The organism is Paenibacillus lautus, assembly GCF_050482385.1.
GTDB lineage: Bacteria > Bacillota > Bacilli > Paenibacillales > Paenibacillaceae > Paenibacillus_AQ > Paenibacillus_AQ lautus_B.
This window is the reverse complement of the sequence record NZ_JBCNHV010000010.1, coordinates 748,884-773,640: the sequence shown is the minus strand read 5'-3', so window position 1 is coordinate 773,640 and position 24,757 is coordinate 748,884. Positions and strand designations below refer to the sequence as shown.

Annotated in this window: 19 protein-coding genes; 15 read left to right on the top strand and 4 right to left on the bottom strand. The window is 50.7% G+C overall.

Annotation, left to right across the window (positions count from 1 at the left end):
• Window positions 1-166 precede the first annotated feature (166 nt).
• The 9 genes from ABEW73_RS14725 (at window position 167) to ABEW73_RS14685 (ending at window position 12,535) form a co-directional block, all read left to right on the top strand.
• Complete coding sequence (locus tag ABEW73_RS14725) at window positions 167-1,330, top strand: iron-containing alcohol dehydrogenase (protein WP_430167205.1); 1,164 nt, start codon at window positions 167-169, stop codon at window positions 1,328-1,330.
• Window positions 1,331-1,532: 202 nt separating this feature from the next.
• A complete protein-coding gene (locus ABEW73_RS14720) occupies window positions 1,533-2,066 on the top strand; it encodes a protease (protein ID WP_076320476.1) in 534 nt (177 codons plus the stop codon).
• A 4-nt stretch (window positions 2,067-2,070) separates the two neighbouring features.
• A complete protein-coding gene (locus ABEW73_RS14715; RefSeq protein WP_430167204.1) occupies window positions 2,071-3,603 on the top strand; it encodes a flotillin family protein in 1,533 nt (510 codons plus the stop codon).
• 148 nt (window positions 3,604-3,751) lie between these two features.
• A complete protein-coding gene (glcT, locus tag ABEW73_RS14710; protein WP_430167202.1) occupies window positions 3,752-4,600 on the top strand; it encodes a glucose PTS transporter transcription antiterminator GlcT in 849 nt (282 codons plus the stop codon).
• 290 nt (window positions 4,601-4,890) lie between these two features.
• Window positions 4,891-6,972 (top strand): glucose-specific PTS transporter subunit IIBC, encoded by a 2,082-nt coding sequence (ptsG, locus tag ABEW73_RS14705; protein ID WP_430167200.1) that lies wholly within the window; start codon window positions 4,891-4,893, stop codon window positions 6,970-6,972.
• 59 nt (window positions 6,973-7,031) lie between these two features.
• Window positions 7,032-7,307 carry an HPr family phosphocarrier protein gene (locus ABEW73_RS14700; protein ID WP_009591829.1) on the top strand — a complete coding sequence of 92 codons (276 nt, stop codon included), beginning with the start codon at window positions 7,032-7,034 and terminating at the stop codon, window positions 7,305-7,307.
• Complete coding sequence (ptsP, locus tag ABEW73_RS14695) at window positions 7,300-9,021, top strand: phosphoenolpyruvate--protein phosphotransferase (RefSeq protein WP_430167198.1); 1,722 nt, start codon at window positions 7,300-7,302, stop codon at window positions 9,019-9,021. Before ABEW73_RS14700 ends, ptsP begins: the two co-directional genes overlap by 8 nt.
• Window positions 9,022-9,356: 335 nt before the next feature.
• Window positions 9,357-11,711, top strand: a complete 2,355-nt coding sequence (pulA, locus tag ABEW73_RS14690) for a type I pullulanase (RefSeq protein ID WP_430167298.1) — start codon at window positions 9,357-9,359, stop codon at window positions 11,709-11,711.
• Window positions 11,712-11,905: 194 nt separating this feature from the next.
• The gene (locus ABEW73_RS14685) at window positions 11,906-12,535 is read left to right on the top strand and encodes a 50S ribosomal protein L25 (RefSeq protein WP_430167196.1); all 630 of its coding nucleotides are present in this window, start codon (window positions 11,906-11,908) and stop codon (window positions 12,533-12,535) included.
• Window positions 12,536-12,619: 84 nt separating this feature from the next.
• Here ABEW73_RS14685 and ABEW73_RS14680 read toward each other — a convergent pair whose 3' ends face one another.
• From ABEW73_RS14680 to kduI, 4 genes are all read right to left on the bottom strand, one after another.
• Window positions 12,620-13,504 (bottom strand): transporter substrate-binding domain-containing protein, encoded by an 885-nt coding sequence (locus ABEW73_RS14680; RefSeq protein ID WP_430167194.1) that lies wholly within the window; start codon window positions 13,502-13,504, stop codon window positions 12,620-12,622.
• 264 nt (window positions 13,505-13,768) lie between these two features.
• Window positions 13,769-14,521, bottom strand: a complete 753-nt coding sequence (gene kduD, locus ABEW73_RS14675) for a 2-dehydro-3-deoxy-D-gluconate 5-dehydrogenase KduD (protein WP_213645457.1) — start codon at window positions 14,519-14,521, stop codon at window positions 13,769-13,771.
• A gap of 77 nt (window positions 14,522-14,598) precedes the next feature.
• Complete coding sequence (locus ABEW73_RS14670; RefSeq protein ID WP_430167192.1) at window positions 14,599-15,348, bottom strand: DeoR/GlpR family DNA-binding transcription regulator; 750 nt, start codon at window positions 15,346-15,348, stop codon at window positions 14,599-14,601.
• Between the two features lie 40 nt (window positions 15,349-15,388).
• The gene (kduI, locus tag ABEW73_RS14665; protein WP_430167190.1) at window positions 15,389-16,222 is read right to left on the bottom strand and encodes a 5-dehydro-4-deoxy-D-glucuronate isomerase; all 834 of its coding nucleotides are present in this window, start codon (window positions 16,220-16,222) and stop codon (window positions 15,389-15,391) included.
• Window positions 16,223-16,495: 273 nt separating this feature from the next.
• On the opposite strand from kduI, the gene ABEW73_RS14660 reads away from it, so the two are divergent.
• From ABEW73_RS14660 to ABEW73_RS14635, 6 genes are all read left to right on the top strand, one after another.
• Window positions 16,496-17,323, top strand: a complete 828-nt coding sequence (locus ABEW73_RS14660) for a glycerophosphodiester phosphodiesterase (RefSeq protein ID WP_430167188.1) — start codon at window positions 16,496-16,498, stop codon at window positions 17,321-17,323.
• 773 nt (window positions 17,324-18,096) lie between these two features.
• Window positions 18,097-19,584 (top strand): L-arabinose isomerase, encoded by a 1,488-nt coding sequence (gene araA / locus ABEW73_RS14655; RefSeq protein ID WP_430167186.1) that lies wholly within the window; start codon window positions 18,097-18,099, stop codon window positions 19,582-19,584.
• Between the two features lie 101 nt (window positions 19,585-19,685).
• Window positions 19,686-20,774 (top strand): GntR family transcriptional regulator, encoded by a 1,089-nt coding sequence (locus ABEW73_RS14650; RefSeq protein WP_430167184.1) that lies wholly within the window; start codon window positions 19,686-19,688, stop codon window positions 20,772-20,774.
• Between the two features lie 95 nt (window positions 20,775-20,869).
• Window positions 20,870-21,559, top strand: coding sequence for an L-ribulose-5-phosphate 4-epimerase (araD, locus tag ABEW73_RS14645; protein WP_430167182.1), 690 nt, complete (start codon window positions 20,870-20,872; stop codon window positions 21,557-21,559).
• 45 nt (window positions 21,560-21,604) lie between these two features.
• Window positions 21,605-23,275: a ribulokinase gene (locus ABEW73_RS14640; protein ID WP_430167180.1), complete on the top strand. Its 1,671-nt coding sequence runs from the start codon at window positions 21,605-21,607 to the stop codon at window positions 23,273-23,275.
• Between the two features lie 136 nt (window positions 23,276-23,411).
• Complete coding sequence (locus ABEW73_RS14635; RefSeq protein WP_430167178.1) at window positions 23,412-24,599, top strand: sn-glycerol-1-phosphate dehydrogenase; 1,188 nt, start codon at window positions 23,412-23,414, stop codon at window positions 24,597-24,599.
• Window positions 24,600-24,757 lie beyond the last annotated feature (158 nt).

Genomic DNA, 24,757 nt, shown 5'->3' with positions numbered 1-24,757 from the left:
ATGGATATATGATGGATTGAAGTTAACGATAACGATGATCATCATTCAAACAGCCGATCTTTCTGGAGAAGGACGGCTGTTTGTTTTGCATGAGGGGAATGGTATAGAATGAAAAAGCATGCAACATAGAAATAGAAGCGAACAAGATGCAATGGAGGTAATGTACATGAGACCTTTTGTCTTTCATAATCCGACTCGGTTGATTTTTGGCAAGGGCCAACTGAGCGCTTTAAGTAGTGAAGTGGCCAAATACGGCCGGAACGTATTACTCGTATATGGTGGCGGCAGCATCAAGCGCAGCGGACTGTACGATCAGGTTATCACGTTGCTGAAGGAAGCGAATGCAGTAGTGACGGAGCTCGCCGGAGTGGAACCGAACCCGCGCCTTTCGACGGTTCATAAGGGCGTGGCATTGTGCCGGGAGCATAACATTGACCTTATTTTGGCCGTTGGCGGCGGAAGCGTCCTCGACTGCTCCAAGGCCATTGCCGTTGGTGCCAAATACGACGGCGATATGTGGGATTTCGTCGAACGCAAAGCCGTTCCGCAAGCGGGTCTCCCGCTTGGAACCGTGCTTACGATGGCTGCAACGGGATCCGAGATGAACGGCGGCTCCGTCATCACCAATGAAGTAACCCAAGAGAAGATGAGCTGGGGGAGCCCTCATGCTTACCCTGCATTTTCGATTCTGGATCCGGTGCACACGTTCTCTCTTCCGCGGGATCAGACGGTGTACGGAATCGTAGATATCATGTCTCACGTGCTGGAACACTACTTCCATCAAGATACCAATACGCCGGTACAGGACGGCTTCTGCGAAACAATTCTTCGTACCGTTATCGATACGGCGCCGAAGCTGGTTGAGGATCTGGAGAACTATGAGCACCGCGAGACGATGATGTACTGCGGAACGATGGCGCTGAACGGTATGATCAATATGGGGATGGCCGGCGATTGGGGAACCCATAACATCGAGCACGCGGTATCTGCCGTATACGATATACCGCATGGCGGCGGACTGGCGATTCTATTCCCGAATTGGATGAAATATAATCGGAGTGCGGATCCTGAGCGCTTCAAGTCACTTGCCGTGAATGTATTCGGAGTTGACCCGGCCGGAAAAACCGATGAAGCCATCGGATTGGAAGGAATCGATGCGCTTCGCAGCTTCTGGACTTCCATTGGTGCGCCAAGCACGCTGGGAGCGTACGATATTGACGACAGCCAGATCGAGGCTATGGCCGATAAGGCGATGCGGTTTGGTCCTTTTGGCAACTTCCGCAAGCTGCAGCGTGATGACGTCGTGGAGATTTATAAAATGTCGCTATAAGGGTTGTCCTGTCGTTACATGACAAGGAATAGAAATGGTTTCAAAGCCTGCCGGTTCATGCCGTGCAGGCTTTTTAATTGGGACGTGGAATATAGATATGAAGAGATTTTCATACGTTTGAGGGAAATAATTGAAACTTTAGCAAACATTCTGCCGTATTACTTGTTATACACAGTAAGGAATTCCAGAGGGGGCAATCAACATGGAAGCGTTATATTGGGGCTGTCTGATCGGCGGCGTGATATTTGCCATCGTAACCGTGGTGCTTGGCGACATACTTAGCTCGGCGCTTGACGGATTGTTGGACTTTTTGTCAGTGGATTTTTTCAATCCGGTTGTGATCGCTGGAGGAATCACCGTATTTGGCGGTACCGGAATCATGCTGACGAAATACACGGAATTAGCGGCAGGTGCCCATGTAACGCTGTCTGTCTTAGCGGCTATCGTCATTTCGATTCTCGTCTACTTCGGCTACGTGAAACCGATGGCGAACAGCGAGAACTCGACGGGCTTCTCCATTAAGGAGCTCGCGGGCATGATCGGCGTAGTCACCGTACCGCTTCCAGCAGAAGGATTCGGTGAAGTGATGGTCAAGGTTGGTGCAGGCAACACGACGCACATCGCGTCCAGCTTTGATCGCCAAAGTCTCCCCGCAGGTGTTCGTGTGGTGGTTGTCGATGTTGTTGAGGGTGTCCTGAGAGTGTCTGAACTGGAAGAACGAAAAGGAGAGGATTGATTCAATGCCAGAATTCTTAGTAATTCCGTCGATTGTTGTAGGCGTCATTGTCGTGTTAGGACTTGCGTTCTGGGCCCGTTACAAAACGGTGAGCCCGGATGAAGCGATGATCGTAACCGGTTCTTTTTTGGGAAGCAAAAATTTGTCGGAGGATGAATCCGGCCGCAAAATCAAAATCGTGCGCGGCGGTGGCGCTTTTATACTCCCCGTATTTCAGCGCTCCGAATTTGTATCGCTCTTATCTCATAAACTGGATGTTATGACTCCTGAAGTGTATACGGAGCAAGGCGTTCCGGTTATGGCCGATGGGGTAGCCATTATAAAAGTGGGAAGCTCGATCGAAGATGTGGCAACGGCAGCCGAGCAATTCATGGGTAAGCCGATTGAAGCGCTGAAGGGGGAAGCCCAGGAAGTGCTGGAAGGTCATCTTCGCGCCATTCTCGGTTCCATGACGGTAGAGGAAGTTTACCGTAACCGCGATAAATTTGCGCAGGAGGTTCAGGGTGTCGCTGCAAGAGACCTCAAGAAGATGGGACTGCAGATCGTTTCCTTTACCATTAAGGACGTTCGCGATAAGCATGGATATCTAGAAGCGCTGGGTAAACCGCGGATCGCTACGGTAAAGCGGGATGCGGAGATTGCCGAAGCCGAAGCGGTGCGTGACGCGCGGATTCAGAAAGCGCGCGCGGAAGAAGAAGGACAGAAGGCCGAGGTCGTTCGCGATACCAATATCGCGGAAGCCGAGAAGGAAAGAGAACTGAAGGTCGCTTCCTTTAAGAAGGAGCAGGATACGGCGAAGGCGGAAGCTGACCAGGCTTACCATATCCAGGAAGCCCGTGCCAGACAAACAGTGGTTGAAGAGCAGATGAAGGTCGAACTCGTTCGCAAGGAACGTGAAATCGATCTGCAGGAAAAAGAAATCATGGTGCGCGAGAAGCAGTATGATGCAGACGTGAAGAAAAAAGCCGAAGCGGATCGCTACGCGGTGGAACAGGCTGCCGAAGCGGATAAAGCCCGCAAGATGCGCGAAGCGGATGCCGTTCAGTATTCCATCGAGACACAGGCAAAAGCTTCTGCCGAACAGAAGCGCCTGGATGGTATGGCGGTCGCTGATGCTGAGCGTGCGAAAGGTACGGCTGAAGCCGAAGTCATTCGCCTGCGCGGTATTGCCGAAGCCGATGCCAAAGAAAAACTCGCCGAAGCGTTCCAGAAGTTCGGAGAAGCTGCGGTGCTCGACATCATTGTAAAAATGCTGCCTGAGCTTGCTGGCAAGATTGCTCAGCCAATCTCGTCCATCGACAAGCTGACGGTTGTTGATACAGGCAAAGGCGAGGGAGCAGCTCGCGTGAGCAATTATGTGACTGAGCTGATGTCCACGGCGCCTGAAATGCTGAAGAGTGTGTCAGGGATTGATGTGGAAGAACTGATTAAAGGTTTGACCAAGAAGTCGGCCCCAGCCCAAAAGCCGGTAGCTGTGGAGCAGGAGCTTGTACCGGTACCGGTGCCTGTTGAGACAAGTGCTGCGAAGGAAGAATAGAACGTGCGGCAAAGTAGGATTGGATAGCGGTCACAGGCAGCGGTACGGCGCTTTGGAGACTTTGGCAACCACATATGATTTTGCCGCGTTCTGATATTTCTGATAAGATATCCGAGTATACGTGTATGAATCAAAAAGAGGTGCAAACGTGAGCAGCTTACAAGTGGCTAAAGTGTTGAACAATAATGTAATCATAGCGAAGCATCCTCAACATGGCGAGGTTGTTGTTATTGGCAAGGGAATTGGCTTTAACCGGAAGAATAAAGACCGTATCCTGGCCTCCGCTGCCGAGAAGATGTTCATTTTGACCAAACCGGAGGAGCAGGAGCAGTATAAGCAGCTGGTGCCTCATATCGATGAGAAGCTGATTGAGGCGATGAATGACATTATTCTGAATGCTGCCAAATCCAGCGACGCTCCTCTGAATGAGCATATCCACATTGCGTTGACTGACCATATTGCATTTGCCATTAAACGCCATGCCCAAGGACTCTATATTCATAATCCCTTTTTATACGAAACCCGAGAGATGTATCCAGAAGAGTACGAGATGGCGGAATACGCCGTCCATACCATCCGGGAGAAGCTTGGGGTTGACTTGGGCCAAGAGGAAATCGGTTTCATTGCCCTTCATTTTCACGGCGCGCTCACAAACCAGCACATTTCGGAGGTTCGCAAACATTCGGAGCTGATCGCGGATCTAGTCCATACCGTTGAACAGCAGCTGGATTATGTCATCCCGAGGGGTACATTGGATTATTCCCGTCTACTAACCCATCTCCGGTTTGCGTTGGAGCGGATTCGGCGGGGAGAAGCGGTAAACGAGACGAGTTCATTGGATGGTCTGCTGAAGCGTGAATATCCCGAGACGTATTCCTTGGCATGGAAACTGACAAAGATGATGGAGCAGCGACTAAAGAAGCCCGTATATCCCGCTGAAGCCGGTTATTTGACCATTCATCTGGAGCGGCTGGTCCAGCGAAAAGAGCAGGACTAGCAAATGTGAAGATTTTATTAAGTCCCGCACCATGTGGTTGCAACGAAAAATGAACGATGTTACAATACGAACAGTTATGAAGCATAAAACTTCAAATCAAACGTGTAACTGATTCGATCAGGCATGAGTATTGCAGGAATTTGGTTGTTATTACCCATTTTTGGGTAATCTAATCCATGAGATTAGCCATCCATTTTCCCGTGGTTACTCATGCCTTTTTTTGATTTGGTTGTTTTATGATGTTCTACATTCAGCTTGTGATCACAACTAGATAGAGGGTGAGAATTTTCATGTTTAAGCGGCTTTTTGGCGTCCTGCAGAGGGTCGGTAAAGCCTTGATGCTGCCCGTGGCCATATTGCCGGCGGCCGGACTATTACTTGGTCTTGGAAATATGCTGGTCAATCCCGATTTCCTTCAGTATGCACCGTGGCTCGATGCGGCTTGGGTACAAGCAGCTGCCACCGTCATGATGAATGCGGGACAAATCGTGTTCACGAATTTATCCTTGCTGTTTGCAGTGGGGGTTGCCGTCGGCTTGGCCGGAGGCGAAGGTGTGGCCGGGCTTGCTGCGATCATCGGTTACCTTGTCATGAACGTTACCATGGGCAGCGTTATAGGTGTGACGCCATCGATGATTGGCACGAATTACGAATATGCCAGCGTGCTTGGCATTCCGACCCTGGCAACCGGGGTATTCGGCGGGATTATTGTAGGTATATTAGCGGCAAGCATGTACCGAAGATTTTTCAAAATAGAGCTTCCGTCCTATCTGGGCTTTTTTGCAGGAAAACGGTTTGTTCCGATTATGACGGCTGCAACTTCCGTTTTGCTTGGTCTGTTAATGGTCTTTATATGGCCACCGATCCAGTCTGCGCTTAACACTGCATCCCATTTTATGCTGGAGCAAAACCTGACGCTGTCCGCTTTTGTGTTCGGCGTTGTGGAACGCGGATTGATTCCGTTCGGTCTGCACCACATTTTCTATTCTCCATTCTGGTTTGAGTTCGGGGAATATTTGAATCAGGCAGGTCAAATGGTGCGCGGTGATCAAAATATATTCATGGCTCAGCTTCGGGATGGCGTCGAGTTTACGGCAGGCACTTTCATGACGGGTAAATATCCGTTTATGATGTTTGGTCTTCCTGCTGCTGCGCTTGCTATCTATCATGAAGCGAGACCGGAGAACAAAAAGTTCGTTGCCGGTATTATGGGATCGGCAGCGCTGACCTCCTTCTTGACCGGGATCACGGAACCGCTTGAGTTCTCCTTCCTGTTTGTCGCACCGATCTTGTTCGTCGTACACGCGCTGTTCGCAGGTCTATCCTTCATGACCATGCATATTTTGGGTACCAAGATCGGCATGACCTTCTCGGGCGGCCTGATCGATTACATGATATTCGGTGTCATTCCGAATCGGACGCCATGGTGGAATGTACTCATTGTTGGTGCTATCATGGCAGTAATCTATTATTTCGGATTCCGGTTTGTCATTCGGAAATTCAATCTGAAGACGCCGGGCCGGGAGGAAGCTTCTGCATCGGAGTCGGAATCAGGCTCCCAGAGAACAAGTGGTGACAGCAAAAATGAATTGCCGCTTAACATTCTGAATGCGCTTGGCGGCCAACCTAACATTGCGCATCTGGATGCCTGCATTACCCGTCTTCGGGTAGAGGTGAAAGATAAGGGTCATGTCGATAAGACAAGGCTGAAACAGTTGGGTGCGTCAGGTGTGCTGGAGGTGGGGAATAATATCCAGGCGATATTCGGAACACGTTCCGATACGATTAAATCACAAATCCAGGACATTATGTCGGGTATAACACCGACTACCGCACCTGCAGCAGCGGATGTGGAGACGATGCCGACTGCTCGAGAGGAGCAGCAGGCGGGTCAGGACGGAGAAACGCTTGTCATGGAGGAGATTGTATCTCCAGTCGATGGAGAGCTTATGGATATTTCGCACGTGCCTGACCCTGTGTTTGCAGAACGAATGACGGGGGATGGATTTGCGGTATTACCTCATAACGGAACGATCGCTTCTCCTGTTAACGGAACCGTGTTTAACGTATTCCCCAGCAAGCATGCGGTCGGCATTATGTCCGATGGCGGCAAGGAAGTGCTTGTCCATATCGGTGTCAATACCGTTAAGCTGAAGGGGCAAGGGTTTGAAGTGCTTGTTCAGGAGGGGGATCTGGTATCTACGGGCCAACCGATCATGCAAGTGGATCTGGATTATGTGAAGGCGAATGCCAAATCGATTATCTCTCCTGTGATCTTCTCGAATTTGCCGGAAGGAGCTTCTGTGAAGCTGAACAAGACCGGTGAAGTAAAAAGCGGTGAACAAGGGATCATCACCATATTGAAACCTTAACTTCAAGGTTATCTCAAGGATTTTAAAAAATTAAAATATACGAAAGTAGGATGATGAACATGCAACAAACATTCAGAATTATTGACGAAGATGGAATTCACGCACGTCCAGCAACAGCATTGGTAAATACGGCGAACAAATTCCAGGATACCAATTCATTTGCCGAAGCTAACGGTAAAAAAGTAACGTTGAAATCGATCCTGGGCGTTCTGTCCCTCGGATTGGAGCAAGGTGATACATTGACACTGATCACGGAAGGCGGCAATGAGAGCGAAGCGCTGACAGCACTGCAAGAAGTAATGGTGAACGAAGGGTTAGGCGAGCTTCATGAATAATTTGAAAGGAATCGCAGCTTCCGCGGGCATCGCGATTGCACGTGCTTTTATGCTGGAGCATCCCGATTACTCTGTTACGGAAAAGCAAGTGGCAGACACGGATGCCGAGCTTTCGAAGCTGGATGCGGCGCTGGCTCAGTCCCAGGCTGAGCTGGAAGCGATCAAAACCCGTACGCTTCAGGAACTCGGGGAGAAGAAGGCTGAGATTTTCGAATCTCACCTTCTCATCCTGAATGATCCGGAATTGATTGAACCGGTCAAAGCGAAAATCGCTTCCGATTCGGTTAACGCGGAATACGCCTTAAATGAAACAGCAGCCCAATTCATTCAAATGTTCGAGAACATGAAGAGTGCCTATTTGCAGGAGCGGGCAGCGGATATGCGCGACGTAACCAAACGTATTCTTAAGCATCTGCTCGGCCTGAATTATGTCAGTCCATCCGAAATCAGCGAAGAAGTGATCGTGGTTGCAGAGGACTTGACTCCGTCGGATACAGCGCAGTTGAACCGCAACTACGTTAAAGGATTTACGACGAATATTGGCGGGCGTACCTCGCATTCTGCCATCATGGCCCGCTCGCTTGAAATTCCGGCTGTCGTCGGAACGAAAAACGTGCTCTCTTCGGTCCAAAACGGGGATTTGATCATCGTTGACGGGCTGGAAGGGGATGTCATCATTAATCCTACTGAGGCTATCGTAGCCCAATACCGTGCGAAGCAGGATGCTTATGCCAAACAGGTCGAGGAATGGAAGAAACTCCGCTCCGAACCGACGGTATCAAAGGACGGGATCCATGTGGAGCTGGCCGCCAATATCGGGACACCAAACGATGTAACCGGCGTACTGGAGAATGGCGGGGAAGCGGTAGGACTGTATCGCACGGAATTCCTGTACATGGGCAGAGATAAACTTCCTTCCGAAGAGATCCAGTATGTCGCTTATAAATCGGTACTGGAGAAAATGGAAGGCAAGCCGGTTGTTGTCCGCACGCTTGATATCGGCGGGGACAAGGAGCTGCCTTATCTGGATCTTCCTAAGGAAATGAATCCATTCCTGGGGTTCCGGGCCATTAGGCTGTGTCTGGACCGTCAGGATATTTTCAGAACACAGCTTCGGGCACTGCTCCGCGCCAGCGTCCATGGCAATCTGCGAATCATGTTTCCCATGATCGCGACACTCGGTGAATTCCGCGAAGCCAAAGCGCTTTTGGAGGAAGAGAAATCCAAGCTTGTAAGCGAAGGCATTCCGGTATCCGAGGAGATCCAGCTCGGGATCATGGTGGAGATTCCATCCACCGCGGTGCTTGCGGATCAGTTTGCTAAAGAGGTTGATTTCTTCAGTATCGGGACGAATGATCTTATCCAGTATACGATGGCCGCTGACCGCATGAATGAACGGGTTTCTTATTTGTATCAACCCTATAATCCGGCGATTTTGCGACTGGTTAAAATGGTTATCGATGCCGCTCATCGCGAAGGCCGCTGGGTTGGTATGTGCGGTGAAATGGCCGGTGACGCCACGGCGATTCCGATTCTCCTCGGTTTGGGGCTGGATGAGTTTAGCATGAGCGCTACATCCATTCTTCCGGCGCGCAGCCAGATCGGGAAGCTGTCCCGCAGTGATATGCAGGCACTCGCTGCCAAAGCAATTGAAATGGGTACCGCAGAGGAAGTAGTGGCTCTGGTGGAATCTATAGAAGTTACAGGCGAGTAAGGGGAAGAAGCCCCGAACGCTCTTAGGAATTGATGAAGCACTTCGTTTGTTTTGAGGACTCTACTAATCTTTTTCCACGATAGCAATACATTGACAACATCTGTCCATTTGGGCAGATGTTTTTTTGTCAAAAGAAAGACACCCGGCATATTTGCTAGTATAATAGCCTAAATATATAGTTAATTGGCATCAAACCCAAACCAAATCAGGGCTTTTGGCATATCATGGTATATGAAAGCGTTCTACATTCATGTGCTAGAGGTCTGTCTTATGATTCAGGCGCCCATACTAGGAAGTAAATCTACTTATAAGTGACGGTGATGATGACTATGGACATGATCAAGAGCTGCACTAGTGTTAAGCTGGGGGCAACCTACCGAAGAGAGGGAACGGCCTTTCAGGTATGGGCTCCGGAAGCGGTTCATGTGAGACTGGCTTTGTATGAAAGTCCGGGAGAGTATAACGAGCAAGGTCTCGTAACGGATCACGAGGGCGGTATTTTATATTCAATGGAACATAGTGGCGACGGTATATGGTCGACTGTCGTAAACAGGGATCTTCATGGAACGTATTATATGTACCAAATTGAGTCAGTGGATGGTGACGTGTGTTATGCCGTTGACCCCTATGCAACAGCGGTGTCCGCCAACGGCTGCCGCGGGGCGGTTGTTGATCTGGCGAAGAGCAATCCGCCGGGGTGGGAGCAGGATGTTAGACCCGAGCTGCTGAAGCCTACGGATGCGGTGCTCTATGAGCTTCATGTACGCGACTTCTCGATTCATACCGATTCGGGAATGAAATATAGAGGAAAATATAAGGCATTCACGGAGGGTGGCCTGCGGGATTCCGAAGGGAATACCATGGGCCTGGATCATCTTGAAGAATTGGGTGTAACCCATGTGCATCTGCTGCCGGTATTTGATTTTCGAACGGTCAATGAGCTGGACGGCTATGAAACCGGCTGCTTGAACCGCGAGTATAACTGGGGGTATGATCCGCAAAATTACAACGTTCCTGAAGGTTCATATGCGACAGACCCTACGGATCCTATTGTGCGCATCAGGGAGCTGAAGGAGATGATTCTGGCTCTGCATGCGAGGGGAATCCGTGTCATCATGGACGTGGTTTACAACCATACGTATACGGTGGATGACGGTCCGTTTGAACGATTAGCGCCGGGGTATTTCTATCGCAAGGATGGAAATGGAAATTTATCAAACGGTTCAGGCGTAGGCAATGAGCTGGCTACGGAGAAGCCGATGGTACGCAAATATATCAAGGATTCCTTAAAGTACTGGGCCGAGGAGTATCACATCGACGGATTTCGGTTTGATCTGATGGCTCTGATCGATACAAGCACGATGAAAGAGATTGTAAGCGAGCTGCGTCGTGAGGTGGATCGCTCTCTTCTGTTTTACGGTGAGCCCTGGACAGGAGGTTTGAGCCCGTTAACGGAGCAGACCGTCAAAGGAAGCCAGAAGGGTCAAGGCTTTGCTGTATTTAATGATCATTTCCGGCATGCCATTAAGGGTGACAATGACGGGCGCGGCCTTGGGTTTGCTACGGGCGAACCGTGGTACGAGGGTGCAGTCGTTGAAGGGATGATGGGCTCGATCCATGATTTTGCGCTGCATCCGGATGAGACGGTCAATTACGTCACCGTGCACGATAATTTGAATCTGTGGGACAAAATTTTGGTGGCACACGGGATGGAAGAGCAGGCAGGGCTGCTCCATCTGATGGACGGGAAGCTGGTTAACGGCGGCGATATATGGCAGGCAACCGCTGCATCGAAGCCTTATGTTGTTATTCCTGATGAAGATGTGATGTCGGCAGCGCCTGTGCGCCGCAGCTTGCTGGCTAACGGCATTGTACTGCTCTCTCAGGGGATTCCGCTGCTGCATGCCGGCGATGAGCTGCTTCGCACGAAATTTGGCGATCATAACAGCTACCGCAGCGGGGATGCCGTTAATGCCATCCGCTGGTCGAACAAGAAACGATTTAAACCCGTGTTTGATTATTATAAAGGCCTTATTGCTCTGCGCAAAGCCCATCCGGCATTTCGCATGGCCACAAGAGAAGAGATCGAGGAACATATGGAAGTGCTGCTCAGCAGTGATCGGATCATTGCCTACCGTTTAACGCATCATGCCGCCCAAGATAGCTGGGGACAGATCGTTGTGATCGTGAACGGGAATGAGCGTGAAATGACGGTTGATCTGCCGCCTACGCCTTACCGCTGGAACATCGTGGTGAATGATCGCCAAGCAGGTACGGATACGATCGAGACGTTGGACCAAGGAGCAATAGCCGTCCCAGGGCTGTCGCTGATGGTGCTGCACGAGGATCAGGCCCAGAAGAAGCAAGGGCTGACTACCGTTGAGATCGAATATGAGAGACGTGATCAAGCTTATGATGGCTGGAACGTATGGGTGTGGGGAACGGGCGTGCAGGATGGCGGCGTGCCATTCTTAAAGGTGGACGGCGGCAAAGCCCGAGCGGTCTTCTACGCGGCTTCCGGAACCAGGCGGGTCGGCTGTATCGTCAGGTTGAATGATTGGGAGGATCGGGAAGGCGAGAACGACTGGTTTATCGATATTCCGCCGGATGAAGCAAAGGTACGGGTTTCGCTGCGAAGTCACAAAGATGAAGGCTCTGCGGGCCAAGAGCAGCGGGATATGGCGAGTTGAGGATTGTATCGCAAAAAAATAAGGAGCCCTCCTTTTGTACTGAAAGGGGGGCTCCCATTATTTATATTTCAAAAGGGGTACCATTCATTACCCACTGGATTGAAATTTAAAACATCTGCATCTCATGATTAGTTAGCAGGTAAATAGGGTAATAATGAGATAGACTTTGTTTTCGATAAAGGAGGATGTCACTCATGTCAAAAGGAAACACAGTTCAACTCCAAGCAGATGTTCGTAACGAATTTACACGGGCTTCTCGCCGAGTGCTTCGCGAAAATGGCGGAATCCCCGGCGTAGTATACGGCGCGGGAGAGGAAAGCATCCCGGTTGCTGTTAATTTCAAGGATACGGCCAAGCTGTTTCACACCGGACGTTCGGAGGTATTCCAGCTTGATATTCCAGGCTCCGGTAAAATTCCGGTTTTGATTAAGGACATTCAAAAGAGACGCGGCACTGTATCCCATGTGGACTTTCTGCGGATCTCCATGAATAAACCGGTTCGTGTCAGCATTCCGGTAGATTATCATGGTACTGCTGTCGGAACGAAATCTGGCGGTATTCTGCAAACCCAGGTGACCGAAATCGAAGTAGAGGGCTTGCCAGGCAAACTGCCTTCCACCCTTGAAGCAGACGTATCGGCTCTGGAGATAGGTGACAAGCTTACGGTTGCAGATATTAAGGTACCGGAGGGTATTACATTACACGCTTCGGATGAGGAGGTTCTCGCAACCGTCATCGTGCCTCGTGCCGTTGAGGCTGCAGAGACAGAGGATGAAGCGGACGCTGAGGAAGCGAATGCGGGAGAGACAGCCGAAGAATCATAATATGCACAATTCAAAAGGCGCTTGCTTTGCTGGTATTCAGGAAAGCAAGCGCCTTTTTGTCAGGAATTTTGAATGTTGAAAATTCTATTTAACCTTTCGATCATGGATGCCTTTATAACTCACCGGAGCGTCTCCAAAGTATTTGTTCCAAATGGTCAAATACGTTCCGTCCTGCTGCATGGTGGCCAGTGCGTTATCAACGGCAGCGACGAGATCCGGATTCCCTTTTACAAAGGCGGCGGAAATCTCGAACACCTGATTGGCGGATTCAGCGGTAGCAACCGGCAGATCCGGGAACTGCTGCTTCAGGTTGGTCACAGATAACTGGTCCGAAATGACGGCATCCAGCTCTCCATTTGCGAGCTTGTGGGCTGCATCTGATATATATTTGATCGGGACGATGTCCGCTCCATGTTTCTTAGCCATATCCTTATAGATTCCGGTGGGGTTCAGGCCGACACGCTTACCCTTGATATCCGAGAAGGTACGGATCTGATCTTTGCCTGAGGAACGCACAAGCAGAACCGGAGTAGAGGATAGATAAGCAACGGAAAAGTCATAAAGGGCCCGCCGGTCCGGCCGGTCTTCAATCTGGTTGAAGACGGTATCGTATTTGCCTTCTGTCAGCCCTGGCAGCAAGTTCTCCCACTCGGTCTCAACGAATTCTGCTCTTAGTTCCATATGACGGGCAACCTCTTCAGCGATTTCCACATCGAAACCCGTAAGTCTTCCGCCCGTTCCATGGTAACTGAAGGGGGGATAATCCCGTTCCGTTGCAATTCGCAGGGTTCCGCGTTCCACGGCATTCCGAAGCAGGAAGCCGGTGTTCACCCGGTAAGGGTTTACGCCCATATTGGGGGTTGGCACCCGGTCATTGCTGTTAGGGGTGCATCCGGTAAGTACTATTGAACCGATCAGTGTGAATAAACAGGCAAGACTGATCCAACGTATCGATTTTGTTCCGCGCATGACTCCAGAAACCATCCTTTCTTTATTCACGGTCCTTCGAGGCCCATTTCGTAAAGTTAGGATGTCCCAAAGGATGGTTCGTATATTCGTGAAATGTCGGTACCCGGCAAGAACTTAGGGTCTCTAATCAGATGAAAGAGGAAAATGGACAAAAAAGAGGCTGTGCTTCCTCCGCCTGCAGCAGCAGCGGAAAAGCACAGCCTCTTATCGCTAGATTGAATTGAAGCTTAGATTGACATGCTTTTGATACAGCGCTTTAAGATCTTAACGGGCCATCCATCCGCCATCAACACAAAGTACATGTCCGTTCATATAATCCGAAGCGGCGGAAGCGAGGAATACGGCAGGTCCGCCAATATCCTCGGGTTTACCCCAGCGTCCGGCAGGAATACGGTCTGTAATGGAAGTACGTCGTTCCTCATCCTGGCGGATGGCTGCCGTATTATCGGTTTCGATATAACCGGGAGCAATTCCGTTCACCTGGATGCCGCTAGCTGCCCATTCATTAGCCAATGCTTTCGTAAGACCGGCAACACCATGCTTGCTTGCCGTATATCCGGGCACGTTGATTCCGCCTTGGTAGGACAGCATCGAGCAGATATTAATGATTTTGCCGCTACCGCGTTCAATCATATGTCTTCCGGCCAGTTGGGACAGTAAGAATACGGTATTCAGATTCAAATCAATCACGTCAAGCCAATCCTGTGTACCATGATCCTTGGCCGGTGTCCGGCGGATAATGCCGGCATTGTTCACGAGGATGTCCACGTGCCCCGTTAGCTCCAATGCTTGGTCAAAAGTCTGCTGAAGTTTGCTCTGGTCGCTTAGATCGACCTGAATTTCGGAAGCTTTTCTGCCGAGTGAAGTGATGGCATCTATCGTTTCGGCGCTTGTATTCATGGACACGGCAACGATATCCGCGCCGGCTTCGGCTAGAGCTATCGCGATGCCTTGTCCCAATCCTCTGGCGGAACCGGTGACGATTGCAGTTTTGCCTGATAAATCAAACCTGTTCATACTCCGTAAATCCCCTCTCACTTGCTCTCTATTAGATTCGTATGAAGCTTGGCCGGTCGTTATGGTTCATGCAGCGGTTACAGCATAGTAACGCCGGCACCATCATATTGCTTGATCGTCTCGGGAGACAGTCCCGCATCGCTAATGATGCCGCTGATCTCCTGCAGGGATGAAAAAGTCCTTAGTGCCGTTTGCCCGAATTTATGATGGTCGACAACGGCATAAACCTCCAGCGAGGTTTCGATTAATGCCCGTTTGAAAGGGATCAAATCCCCGGTATATATGGACAATCCATGATCAAGATGGACGCCCGTCGCGGATATGAAGGCCTTTTGAATGTTCAACTGGGTTACATACGATACGCCTTCGGGGCCTGCAAGCATGTTCCGGACCCGGTAGCCCCCCGGTACTACCAAACGGATATGATTCTTGGTCGCCAGTTCGCTGATGATATAGACATCGTTCGTAATGACCGTTAAGGGTACGTCTTCCAGCCTGCGGGCGATCTCCAGCGTGGTGCTTCCTCCGTCCAGGGCAATGATGTCGTCGGCATTGATATGCTTCAGTGCTTTCAGCGCGATTTCGGTCTTTTCATTCGGGTGCTTGGCAAGTGGTTCTTTGGACGGCAGGATGCCGAATTGATCGCTGTGCGCAAGCACAGCCCCGCCATGCACACGAACGATTAGACCCTGTTCCTCCAGCTTGGTCAGATCCTCGCGTATCGTTTTTCCGGTCACCTGAAGCTGCTGGCTTAGATCGGCGACAGTCACTTCTTTATGGGTTAGAAGGTACTCCATTATTTTTTCATAGCGTCGTAACGGGTTCATATGAATCTCAACTCTTCCGTGGGTTAATGGATAATCCCCTCTATTTTAAATCTTTTATGGACACGGGGTCCATATCATCATAACGTTTATTATCTCCGGCCATACCCCAGATGAAGGTATAGTTGCTTGTGCCTACGCCGCTGTGGATCGACCAGCTTGGCGAAATCACGGCCTGTTCATTGCGCATAACGATGTGCCGCGTTTCATTAGGTTCGCCCATCAGATGGATGACCACAGCTTCTTCCGGTAAATCAAAATAGAGATAAGCCTCCATTCGTCTTGGATGGGTATGGGCAGGCATCGTGTTCCACATGTTTCCTTCTTTCAGCAGGGTCATACCCATAACAAGTTGGGCGCTCTCAATGCCTTTTTGATGGATGAAACGATAGATCACGCGATCATTGGAATTTTTGATATCGCCCAAAGCGCTGGAATCAGCTTCCTCCAAAGTGGCTTTGGCTGTCGGAAATGTTTGGTGCGCCGGAGCAGAATTTAAATAGAATTTGGCCGGGGTGGATGGATCCGTGCTTTTAAAAATAACTTCTTCCGTGCCCATGCCAACGTACAAGCATTCTTTGTTGTTCAGCTCATGCTCCGTACCGTCAACCAGCACGGTACCATGTCCGCCAATATTGATAATGCCAAGTTCACGGCGTTCCAGGAAAGAGGAAACACCCAGCTCTTTAAGGTCCGTTTCCAGTTTGACCTGCTCTCGAACGGGCGCGGCGCCACCGATAATCATACGATCTTCGTGTGTCAGGACAAGCTCCAGCTTGTCAGGTGTAAACAGGACGGGGATATGGAATTCCTTGCGGAGTCTTTCCGTGTCAAATTGTTTCACTTCGTTCGGGTGTGAGGCGTAACGTCTTTCCATGTTCATTCATCTCCTCAAGATTGTATTTTAATGAATTCATAATGTTCATATATGTACAAATTACTCCATTTACGTTCATATTACAAGAGCCAAATACAAAATGAACAATAATTATACCTGGTGGACCATCGAGCTTCTTCATTTATCTCTGACTGAACTTGAAGCAGAACGGGAAGAATTAGCATCAGATGGAGATGGGCAGGATGTCCTGAAATGATCCTTCACGAGGTAGCTATGTAGTGAACAAGGTACGACTAGGAGATTGATAGCCCAATGAAAAGATTGATTTTTATCTTAGCAGTTGTGCTTGCAATGACCGGTTCTCAAAATATCACTGACGTAAATCGAGACCAGTCTTGGGTCAATATCGCCCATCGGGGGGCGTCGGGTTATGCCCCGGAAAATACGATGGCATCTTTTGTTAAAGCGTTTGATATGGGAGCGGATATGCTGGAACTGGATGTCCAATTGAGTAAGGATGGGCAGGTTGTTGTGATTCACGATTCCACGGTTGAGCGAACCACGGATGGGCAAGGAGAGGTAGGTAATTTAACCTTCGAGGAACTGCGTCGGCTGGATGCAGGTTCATGGTACGGTTCGGCGTTTAAAGGAGAAGTCATTCCTGCATTGGCGGAGGTGCTTGAGCATTTCGCAGGGCGTATCGGGTTGTTGATCGAATTGAAGTCTCCCTCCCGGTATCCGGGTATCGAGCAAAAGGTCGCAGACGATTTGAGTAGGCATATCTTCGGCGCTGATGGTGGTGAACGGTACAAGGACCTGATCATCGTGCAGTCTGCAGATACGAACTCGCTGCTTCGGTTCCACAAGATCATGCCCGATATCCCGCTGGGCGTTATTATCACCAGTGCGGGCGACTTATCCAAGCAGCGATTGGAGGATATGAAAGCCTATGCGGAATATGTGAATATATCGTTGAGACTGGTCTCTAAGGGGCTGGTTCAAAAGATCCATCAATCCGGAATGAAAACGATAGTCTGGACCATTCGGGACATGCTGCAATTTCCTTACGTGCTTCAAGCGAATGTGGATGGGATTATTACGGATTATCCGGATCGGGTACCGATATCCTATATGAAATGATCATAATTAAGGGTTGTCACTTGGGTTTGCGTTTTAACCTGCAGGGGCAGCTTTTTTTTTTTTTTGTATTCAACGAAAACAAAAAAATCTGCACGAACCGTGTTGACATTATTTAACTACAGTTGTAGTTTATAAAAATAAAAAATCATAGGAGAGGAGCATTACCAAATGAAGGCAGCAACGAAAGTAGCGATCGCGACACTAAGCAGCATTTTATTAATGGGTTCTTCCGTAAGTCTCGCGGCGAAGGCGCAGTAAAAACAGACGAAGCAGCCAAGCCTATATCTGCAGAGGAAAAAAAGGTTATCGAAGCTGAGATCCAGAGAGTGAAGGAGTTGGCCCAAGAATCGGGTGATATGTATGTCCTGTATCATAAGTACCCAAGGCCAAATATACGATTAAATAAAAAAAGCAAAGCCTGGTTTTCCAGGCTTTTCAGGCTGTCGAGAAACCCCCTGTTTTTTTGCAGGGGGTTAAGATTTGCCTTAATAGTCCCTAAACTAGGGGCCTCAGATCGTTTTAAATCGATTTTTGTTTTAAAAGATGAGCCCCCCATATAAAAAATGAAGTGTCGAAAAGTCCTCTAGACTTTCTCGATACTCTGAAAGTCTGGTTTTCCAGGCTTTTTTTATTTTGATCTTGCTATTTTTGAGATGCGGGGGTAGAATGTGAGTGATTCAACTTGTACGTACATTTATAAGAAACTAGGTCTATTTTGTTTATAGGTATGTACAAATTTGTGAGTGAGCATTCATACAGGAGGCGTTATAATTATGAATTTGAAACCGCATTCTTTTTGGTTCGTCACCGGAAGCCAGCACTTGTATGGCCCCGAAACGCTGGAGCAGGTCGCTGAGCATTCCCGCATCGTGGCAACGGAGTTTGATAAAGATCCTGTATTTTCCTATCCCATTGTGTTCAAGCCGATCGTAACGACACCCGATGAAATATACAACCTGATTCTTGAAGCTAACAAGGACGAGTCCTGCGCAGGCATTATGACCTGGATGCACACCTTCTCCCCGGCCAAAATGTGGATTGCGGGGCTATCCCAATTGCAGAAGCCGCTTCTTCATTTCCATACCCAATTCAACCGGGATATCCCTTGGGAAACGATTGACATGGATTTTATGAATTTGAACCAGTCCGCGCACGGTGACCGCGAGTATGGTCATATCGGCGCCCGTCTCGGCATCGCCCGCAAGGTGGTTGTGGGCCATTGGGAAGACGGGGAGGTTCGCGACAGCATAGCAGGCTGGATGCGGACTGCCGCGGCCTATGCCGAAAGCCGCAGGCTGAAGGTGGCCCGCTTCGGTGATAATATGCGCCAGGTGGCGGTAACCGAAGGGGATAAAGTGGAGGCGCAAATCAAGCTTGGCTGGTCCGTGAACGGTTATGGCATCGGTGATCTTGTGCAGTGCATGAATGAAGTCGGCGATGAAGAGGTTAAGGCGCTCCTGAACGAATATGCGGAGTTGTATTCCATAACCAAGGAAGGGCTTAGCGACGGTCCTGTACGCGATTCGATTGCGTATCAAGCCCGGATCGAGATTGCGCTTCGTCGTTTCCTGGAAGAGGGCGGATTTGGCGCATTCACAACGACCTTTGAGGATCTGCATGGGATGAAGCAGCTTCCGGGACTCGCCGTACAGCGTCTGATGGAGTCGGGTTACGGCTTCGGCGGGGAAGGGGACTGGAAAACAGCTGCCCTGACGCGTGTGTTGAAGGTACTTGCGGGCAATAAAAGCACTTCCTTCATGGAGGACTACACCTATCACTTCGAGCCGGGAAATCATATGATTCTTGGTTCGCACATGCTGGAGGTATGTCCGACCATCGCACTGGATAAACCGACGCTAGAAGTTCATCCGCTCGGGATCGGAGGCAAGGGAGATCCGGCGCGTCTCGTGTTTAACGGCCAGGACGGCCCGGCCGTCAATGCTTCCCTGATCGATTTGGGTCACCGCTTCAGACTGCTGGTGAATGTGGTGGATGGCGTCAAGGTGGAGCAGCCGATGCCGAAGCTGCCGGTAGCGCGTGTGCTGTGGAAACCGCAGCCATCCCTTCGCGAGTCTGCGGAAGCGTGGATATTGGCTGGCGGAGCGCATCACACCGTTCTCTCTTATGCCATGACGGCTGAGCATTTGAGCGATTGGGCGGAGATGGTCGGCATTGAAGCAGTCATTATTGATAAGGATACAACGATACCGCGCTTCAAGAACGAGCTCCGCTGGAGTGAAGCCGCATACCGTCTGCGGTAACTGGTTCTGTCAGCATTCCCCTGGCCTGTGTTACAATAGCGAGATAACTTGGGATTGCAGGTAATCCTAACATAATGAGTGCGTGAGGCTAGAGGTGAATGATGAATAATAGACGGATACCCAAATATATTGTATTAAAAAACGAACTGCTCTCCTGGTTTGAATCCGGCCGGCTTCAAGCAGGCAAGCAGGTTCCTTCGGAGCATGAAATCGCTGACCAGTTCGGCGTAAGCCGCCAGACGGTCCGCCAAACCTTCGGCGAGCTGGAGAAGGAAGGCTGGCTGGAACGGATTCAGGGCAAAGGGACGTTTGCTAGAAACCCCGAGCGGCGGGAGAGCGAGCAGGTTAAGACGATTGGCATCATAACAACGTACATCTCGGATTATATCTTCCCGCATATCGTTCGTGGAGCGGAAGCGGAGCTGCGCAGCAAGGGATACCGCCTGCTGCTCTCCAGTACCGATAACAACAAGGAGAAGGAGATGGAGAGTCTTCAGCTCATGACCAGCCAGCCGCTTAGCGGGCTGATTATCGAGCCGACCAAGAGTGCGGAAGGCAACCCGAATCTGACGTATTTTCTGTCCCTGCAGGAGAAGGGAATTCCGTTTTTGATGATCAATGAGAAGTATCGGGAGCTGGAATGTCCTTGTCTGAAGCTTGACGATGAGTTTGGCGGTTATATGGCCACGCGTCATTTGATCGAGAACGGACACCAGGCGATCGCCGGATTCTTCAAGCGGGACGATCTTCAGGGTGTGAACCGGCTGAAAGGCTTTCTGCGTGCGCATCGCGAGGCGGGAATTCCCGTTTCGCCAGAGCGGGTGGTTACGTATACAACGGAACAGAAGGGAAGTTTTCCGTATAATCAGGCCATCCAATTGCTGAAGCAGCCGGATGAGTTACGACCAACGGGGTTTGTATGTTATAACGACGAGCTGGCCGTGTCTTTAGTTGAGGCTGCCGGACAATGCGGGCTGCAAATTCCGCAGGATGTGTCTATGGTCGGCTTCGATGATTCGACGCTAGCCGTAGCTTCCGGCGTGAAGCTGACAACGATGACCCACCCAAAGACAGAGATGGGAATCATGGCGGCGAGACAATTGATCAGCATGATTGAGCATCATACCGTTATAGAGGATACGGTGTTTCAACCGGAGCTGGTGGAGAGAGAATCGGTGAAGAAACGGTAGAGATTAAGGGAGTGAAAGGTCCGAAGTTTCGGACCCTTGCCCGCCAACTTGTACGTACAACTATATTTTTCGAATATAGAGAGGAGCGGTTGTTCATGTTGGAGGATTTAAAGCAGCAGGTGCTTGAGGCGAATCTAGAGCTTCCGAAGCACGGGCTCGTTACCTTTACATGGGGAAATGTCAGCGGCATCGACCGTGAACGGGGACTGTTTGTCATTAAGCCAAGCGGCGTGCCTTACGAGGATTTAAAAGCGGACGACATGGTCGTGCTGGATTTGAAGGGAAATGTCGTTGAAGGCGATTTGCGGCCCTCTTCCGATACCCCGACTCACTTGGTGCTGTACCAGAACTTTAAAGAAATCGGCGGCATTGTGCATACCCACTCTCCATGGGGAACGAGCTGGGCTCAAGCCGGACGTGCGCTTCCTGCTTACGGAACGACGCACGCCGACTATTTTTACGGGGAGATTCCGGTTACGCGGCCCATGACCCGCGAAGAAATCGAGGGGGCCTACGAGCTGGAAACAGGCCACGTCATTGTCGAGCGATTCGCAGACCTGGATCCGAACAGGGTACCCGGGGTGCTTGTCCATTCGCATGCGCCGTTCGTGTGGGGCAAGGATGCGCATAACGCGGTGCATAATGCGGTCGTGTTGGAGGAGTGCGCCAAGATTGCAGCCCGGATGCAGCAGATTAATCCGGAAACTGAACCGATGGATCAGACGCTGCTGGATCGCCATTTTTTACGGAAGCATGGAGTTAATGCCTATTACGGTCAAAAGTAACGTTTGTATTCATCATTCATGATTTCATCTGTAGGAGGAAATGAGATGGGGAATAAGTACACCATTGGTGTCGATTACGGAACACAGTCCGGGCGTGCGGTGTTGGTTAATCTGGCTGACGGGCAGGAAGTAGCGGATCATGTTACGCCTTACCGGCATCATGTCATCGATGAGTTTTTACCAGGTTCCAGGAAGAAGCTGGAGCACGACTGGGCGCTTCAGCATCCGGGGGATTATCTAGAGGTTCTGAAGGTATCTGTGCCTGCCGTTATCCAGCAATCCGGTATTGATCCGGCGGATGTGATTGGCATCGGCATTGATTTTACGGCTTGCACCATGCTGCCCGTTGACGAGCTTGGGGAGCCGCTCTGCTTCCAACCGGAGCTGGCCGACCAGCCGCACAGCTGGGTTAAGCTGTGGAAGCATCATGCCGCGCAACCTGAAGCAGACAAGATCAACGCGATTGCCGCCGAGCGAGGAGAAGCCTTCTTGCCCCGTTATGGCGGAAAGATTTCTTCTGAATGGATGGTTGCAAAGGTCTGGCAAATTCTTGACGAGGCACCGGCGATCTATGAACGCGCGGATAGGTTCTTGGAAGCTACCGATTGGGTCATTTCCCAAATGACTGGCCAGATTGTCCGAAACAGCTGTACGGCTGGTTACAAGGCAATATGGCATAAACAAGACGGATATCCAAGCAAGGAATATTTTAAGGCGCTGGATCCAAGGTTGGAGGATCTGACCGATACGAAGCTGCGCGGAGAGGTCCGTTCCCTCGGAAGCAGCGCAGGCGGTCTGACTGAGAAGATGGCGGGGATGATGGGTTTAACTCCAGGGATTGCTGTGGCCGTTGGCAATGTTGACGCTCATGCCGCGGTGCCTGCGGTCGGTGTAGTCACACCGGGCAAGCTGGTGATGGCGATGGGCACATCAATCTGCCATATGCTGCTCGGTACGGAAGAGAAACAGGTTGAAGGGATGTGCGGTGTCGTCGAGGACGGTATCATTCCCGGATTATACGGTTATGAAGCCGGACAATCGGCTGTAGGCGATATTTTTGAATGGTATGTCGAGGAAGCGCTTCCCGCGTATGTAAAAGAAGCTGCGTCCGAAGAAGGAATCGGCGTTCACCAATGGCTTGAGCGGGAAGCGGCTGCGTACAAGCCGGGTCAGACTGGTCTGCTAGCACTGGATTGGTGGAACGGCAACCGTTCCGTGTTGGTGGATACGGATCTGACCGGGCTGATGTTAGGGATGACGCTGTTGACAAAGCCGCAGGAAATCTACCGCGCCTTGCTCGAGGGGACCGCATTCGGCACGCGCAAAATCGTGGATGCTTTTCACGAGAACGGTGTTGCGGTGGATGTCTTGTATGCATGCGGCGGACTGCCGCAGAAGAATCGTCTCTTGATGCAGATCTATGCGGACGTTACCAATCGCGAAATCATGGTAGCTGACTCCAAACAGACGCCGGCGCTTGGCGCCGCGATGTTTGCCGCAGTCGCAGCGGGTCGGGCGCGGGGCGGGTATGATTCCATTATCGATGCCGCCGAGAAGATGGCGCGGGTGAAGGAAGAGACCTTCAAACCGATTCCGGAGCATGTGGAAGTGTATGAGCAGCTGTATCAGGAATACAGCAAGCTGCATGATTATTTCGGCCGGGGCGAAAACGATGTGATGAAGCGGCTGAAACGGATTAAGCAAACGGCTGAATAGCCCTGACAGATGGGCTTTAGGCATAAAGAGGGAATGCTTCGCTCTTCATAAAGCGGGTGAGCCCTCTTTTTGAAACCAATATAGACTAGAAGCTTTGAATAAATACGGCAGGATGGGAAGAAGGGGAGGAACGAACGTGACGGATTACTTGAACGAGGCAAAAGGTTTAATGAACCGGATTAGGGAGCAACAGCCCACGTTCCGCGGACTAGAAACCATGGTGCTTGAGCCCGGCGCTATGCATGACGTGCCTTCGTATCTTAAACGGCAGGGCCTCGGTTCACCGATCGTTGTCGCCGATGCGAATACGCATGAAGCAGCGGGGAAAAGGCTGGTGGAGAGCTTGGAAGCCGATGGCCAGCAGCCTCGGTTGTGTCTGATTCAGCCAGATGAGCAAGGCGACGTTGTGGCGGATGAACGCTCCTTGATGCAGCTGTTTATCGAAGTAGAGCCTGAAGGGACAGGATGCCTGATCGCTGTGGGGTCCGGGACCATTCATGACATTACGCGCTTTGTGAGTCATCGGAGCGGCAAGCCGTTCATCTCGGTACCTACGGCCCCTTCGGTCGACGGCTTTACTTCGGCGGGCGCGCCGATCGTGGTCCGGGGAGTCAAGCGAACCTTTGCGGCCACGGCTCCGATCGCGATATTCGCCGATCCGGACATTCTTGCGAAGGCACCGCAGCCGCTGGTAGCGGCAGGTTTTGGAGATATGCTGGGCAAGTATACATCGCTGCTGGATTGGAAATTCTCTTCGACCACGGCCGGCGAGCCCTATGATGATCAAGTGGCGGCTATTACGGAGAAGGCGCTTAAGGCATGCATTCAGCATGTGGAGGCGATCGGCCAGCGCACGGAGGAAGGCATACGCATTCTGATGACGGCGTTGATCGAGTCGGGTATCGCGATGCTGCTGTTCGGTCAGTCCCACCCTGCTTCCGGGGCGGAACATCATCTGTCGCATTATTGGGAGATGGAGTACTTGCGCCGCGGCAACCGGGCACTGCTGCATGGTGCCAAAGTGGGGGTAGCCTGCAGCGAAATATCGAGCCTCTATCACGACGCGGCCGATAAGGGAGTGTATCCTAATGCCAAGCCTACACATTGGGAGACATATGGAGAGCAGGTTCGGGAGTGGCTGCGCAAGGTCCCTTCGAAGGAGAAGATAGCCGAACTGCTGCGGCAAGCCGGCGGTCCGTCCACTCTGCAGGAGCTCGGGATTGATGACGAGCTGTTCCAGGAGAGCCTGCGGGAGGCCCACTCGCTGCGCGACCGGCATACCATTTTGAGGGCTCTGAACGAGGCAAAGGTTGGTGTAAGGTAATAAGGAGAGTTATTTTAAGCAAATTGCAGGATGCGAACTAAAGATTGTACCGTGATCGATTCTGGTTTTGCTATGCGTATTCTTATAGTAGAGATTATGTTTTGTTAAAGAAGAAGGGGACTTTCAATGGTCATTGAGAGTCCTTTTTTTTGTGTTAT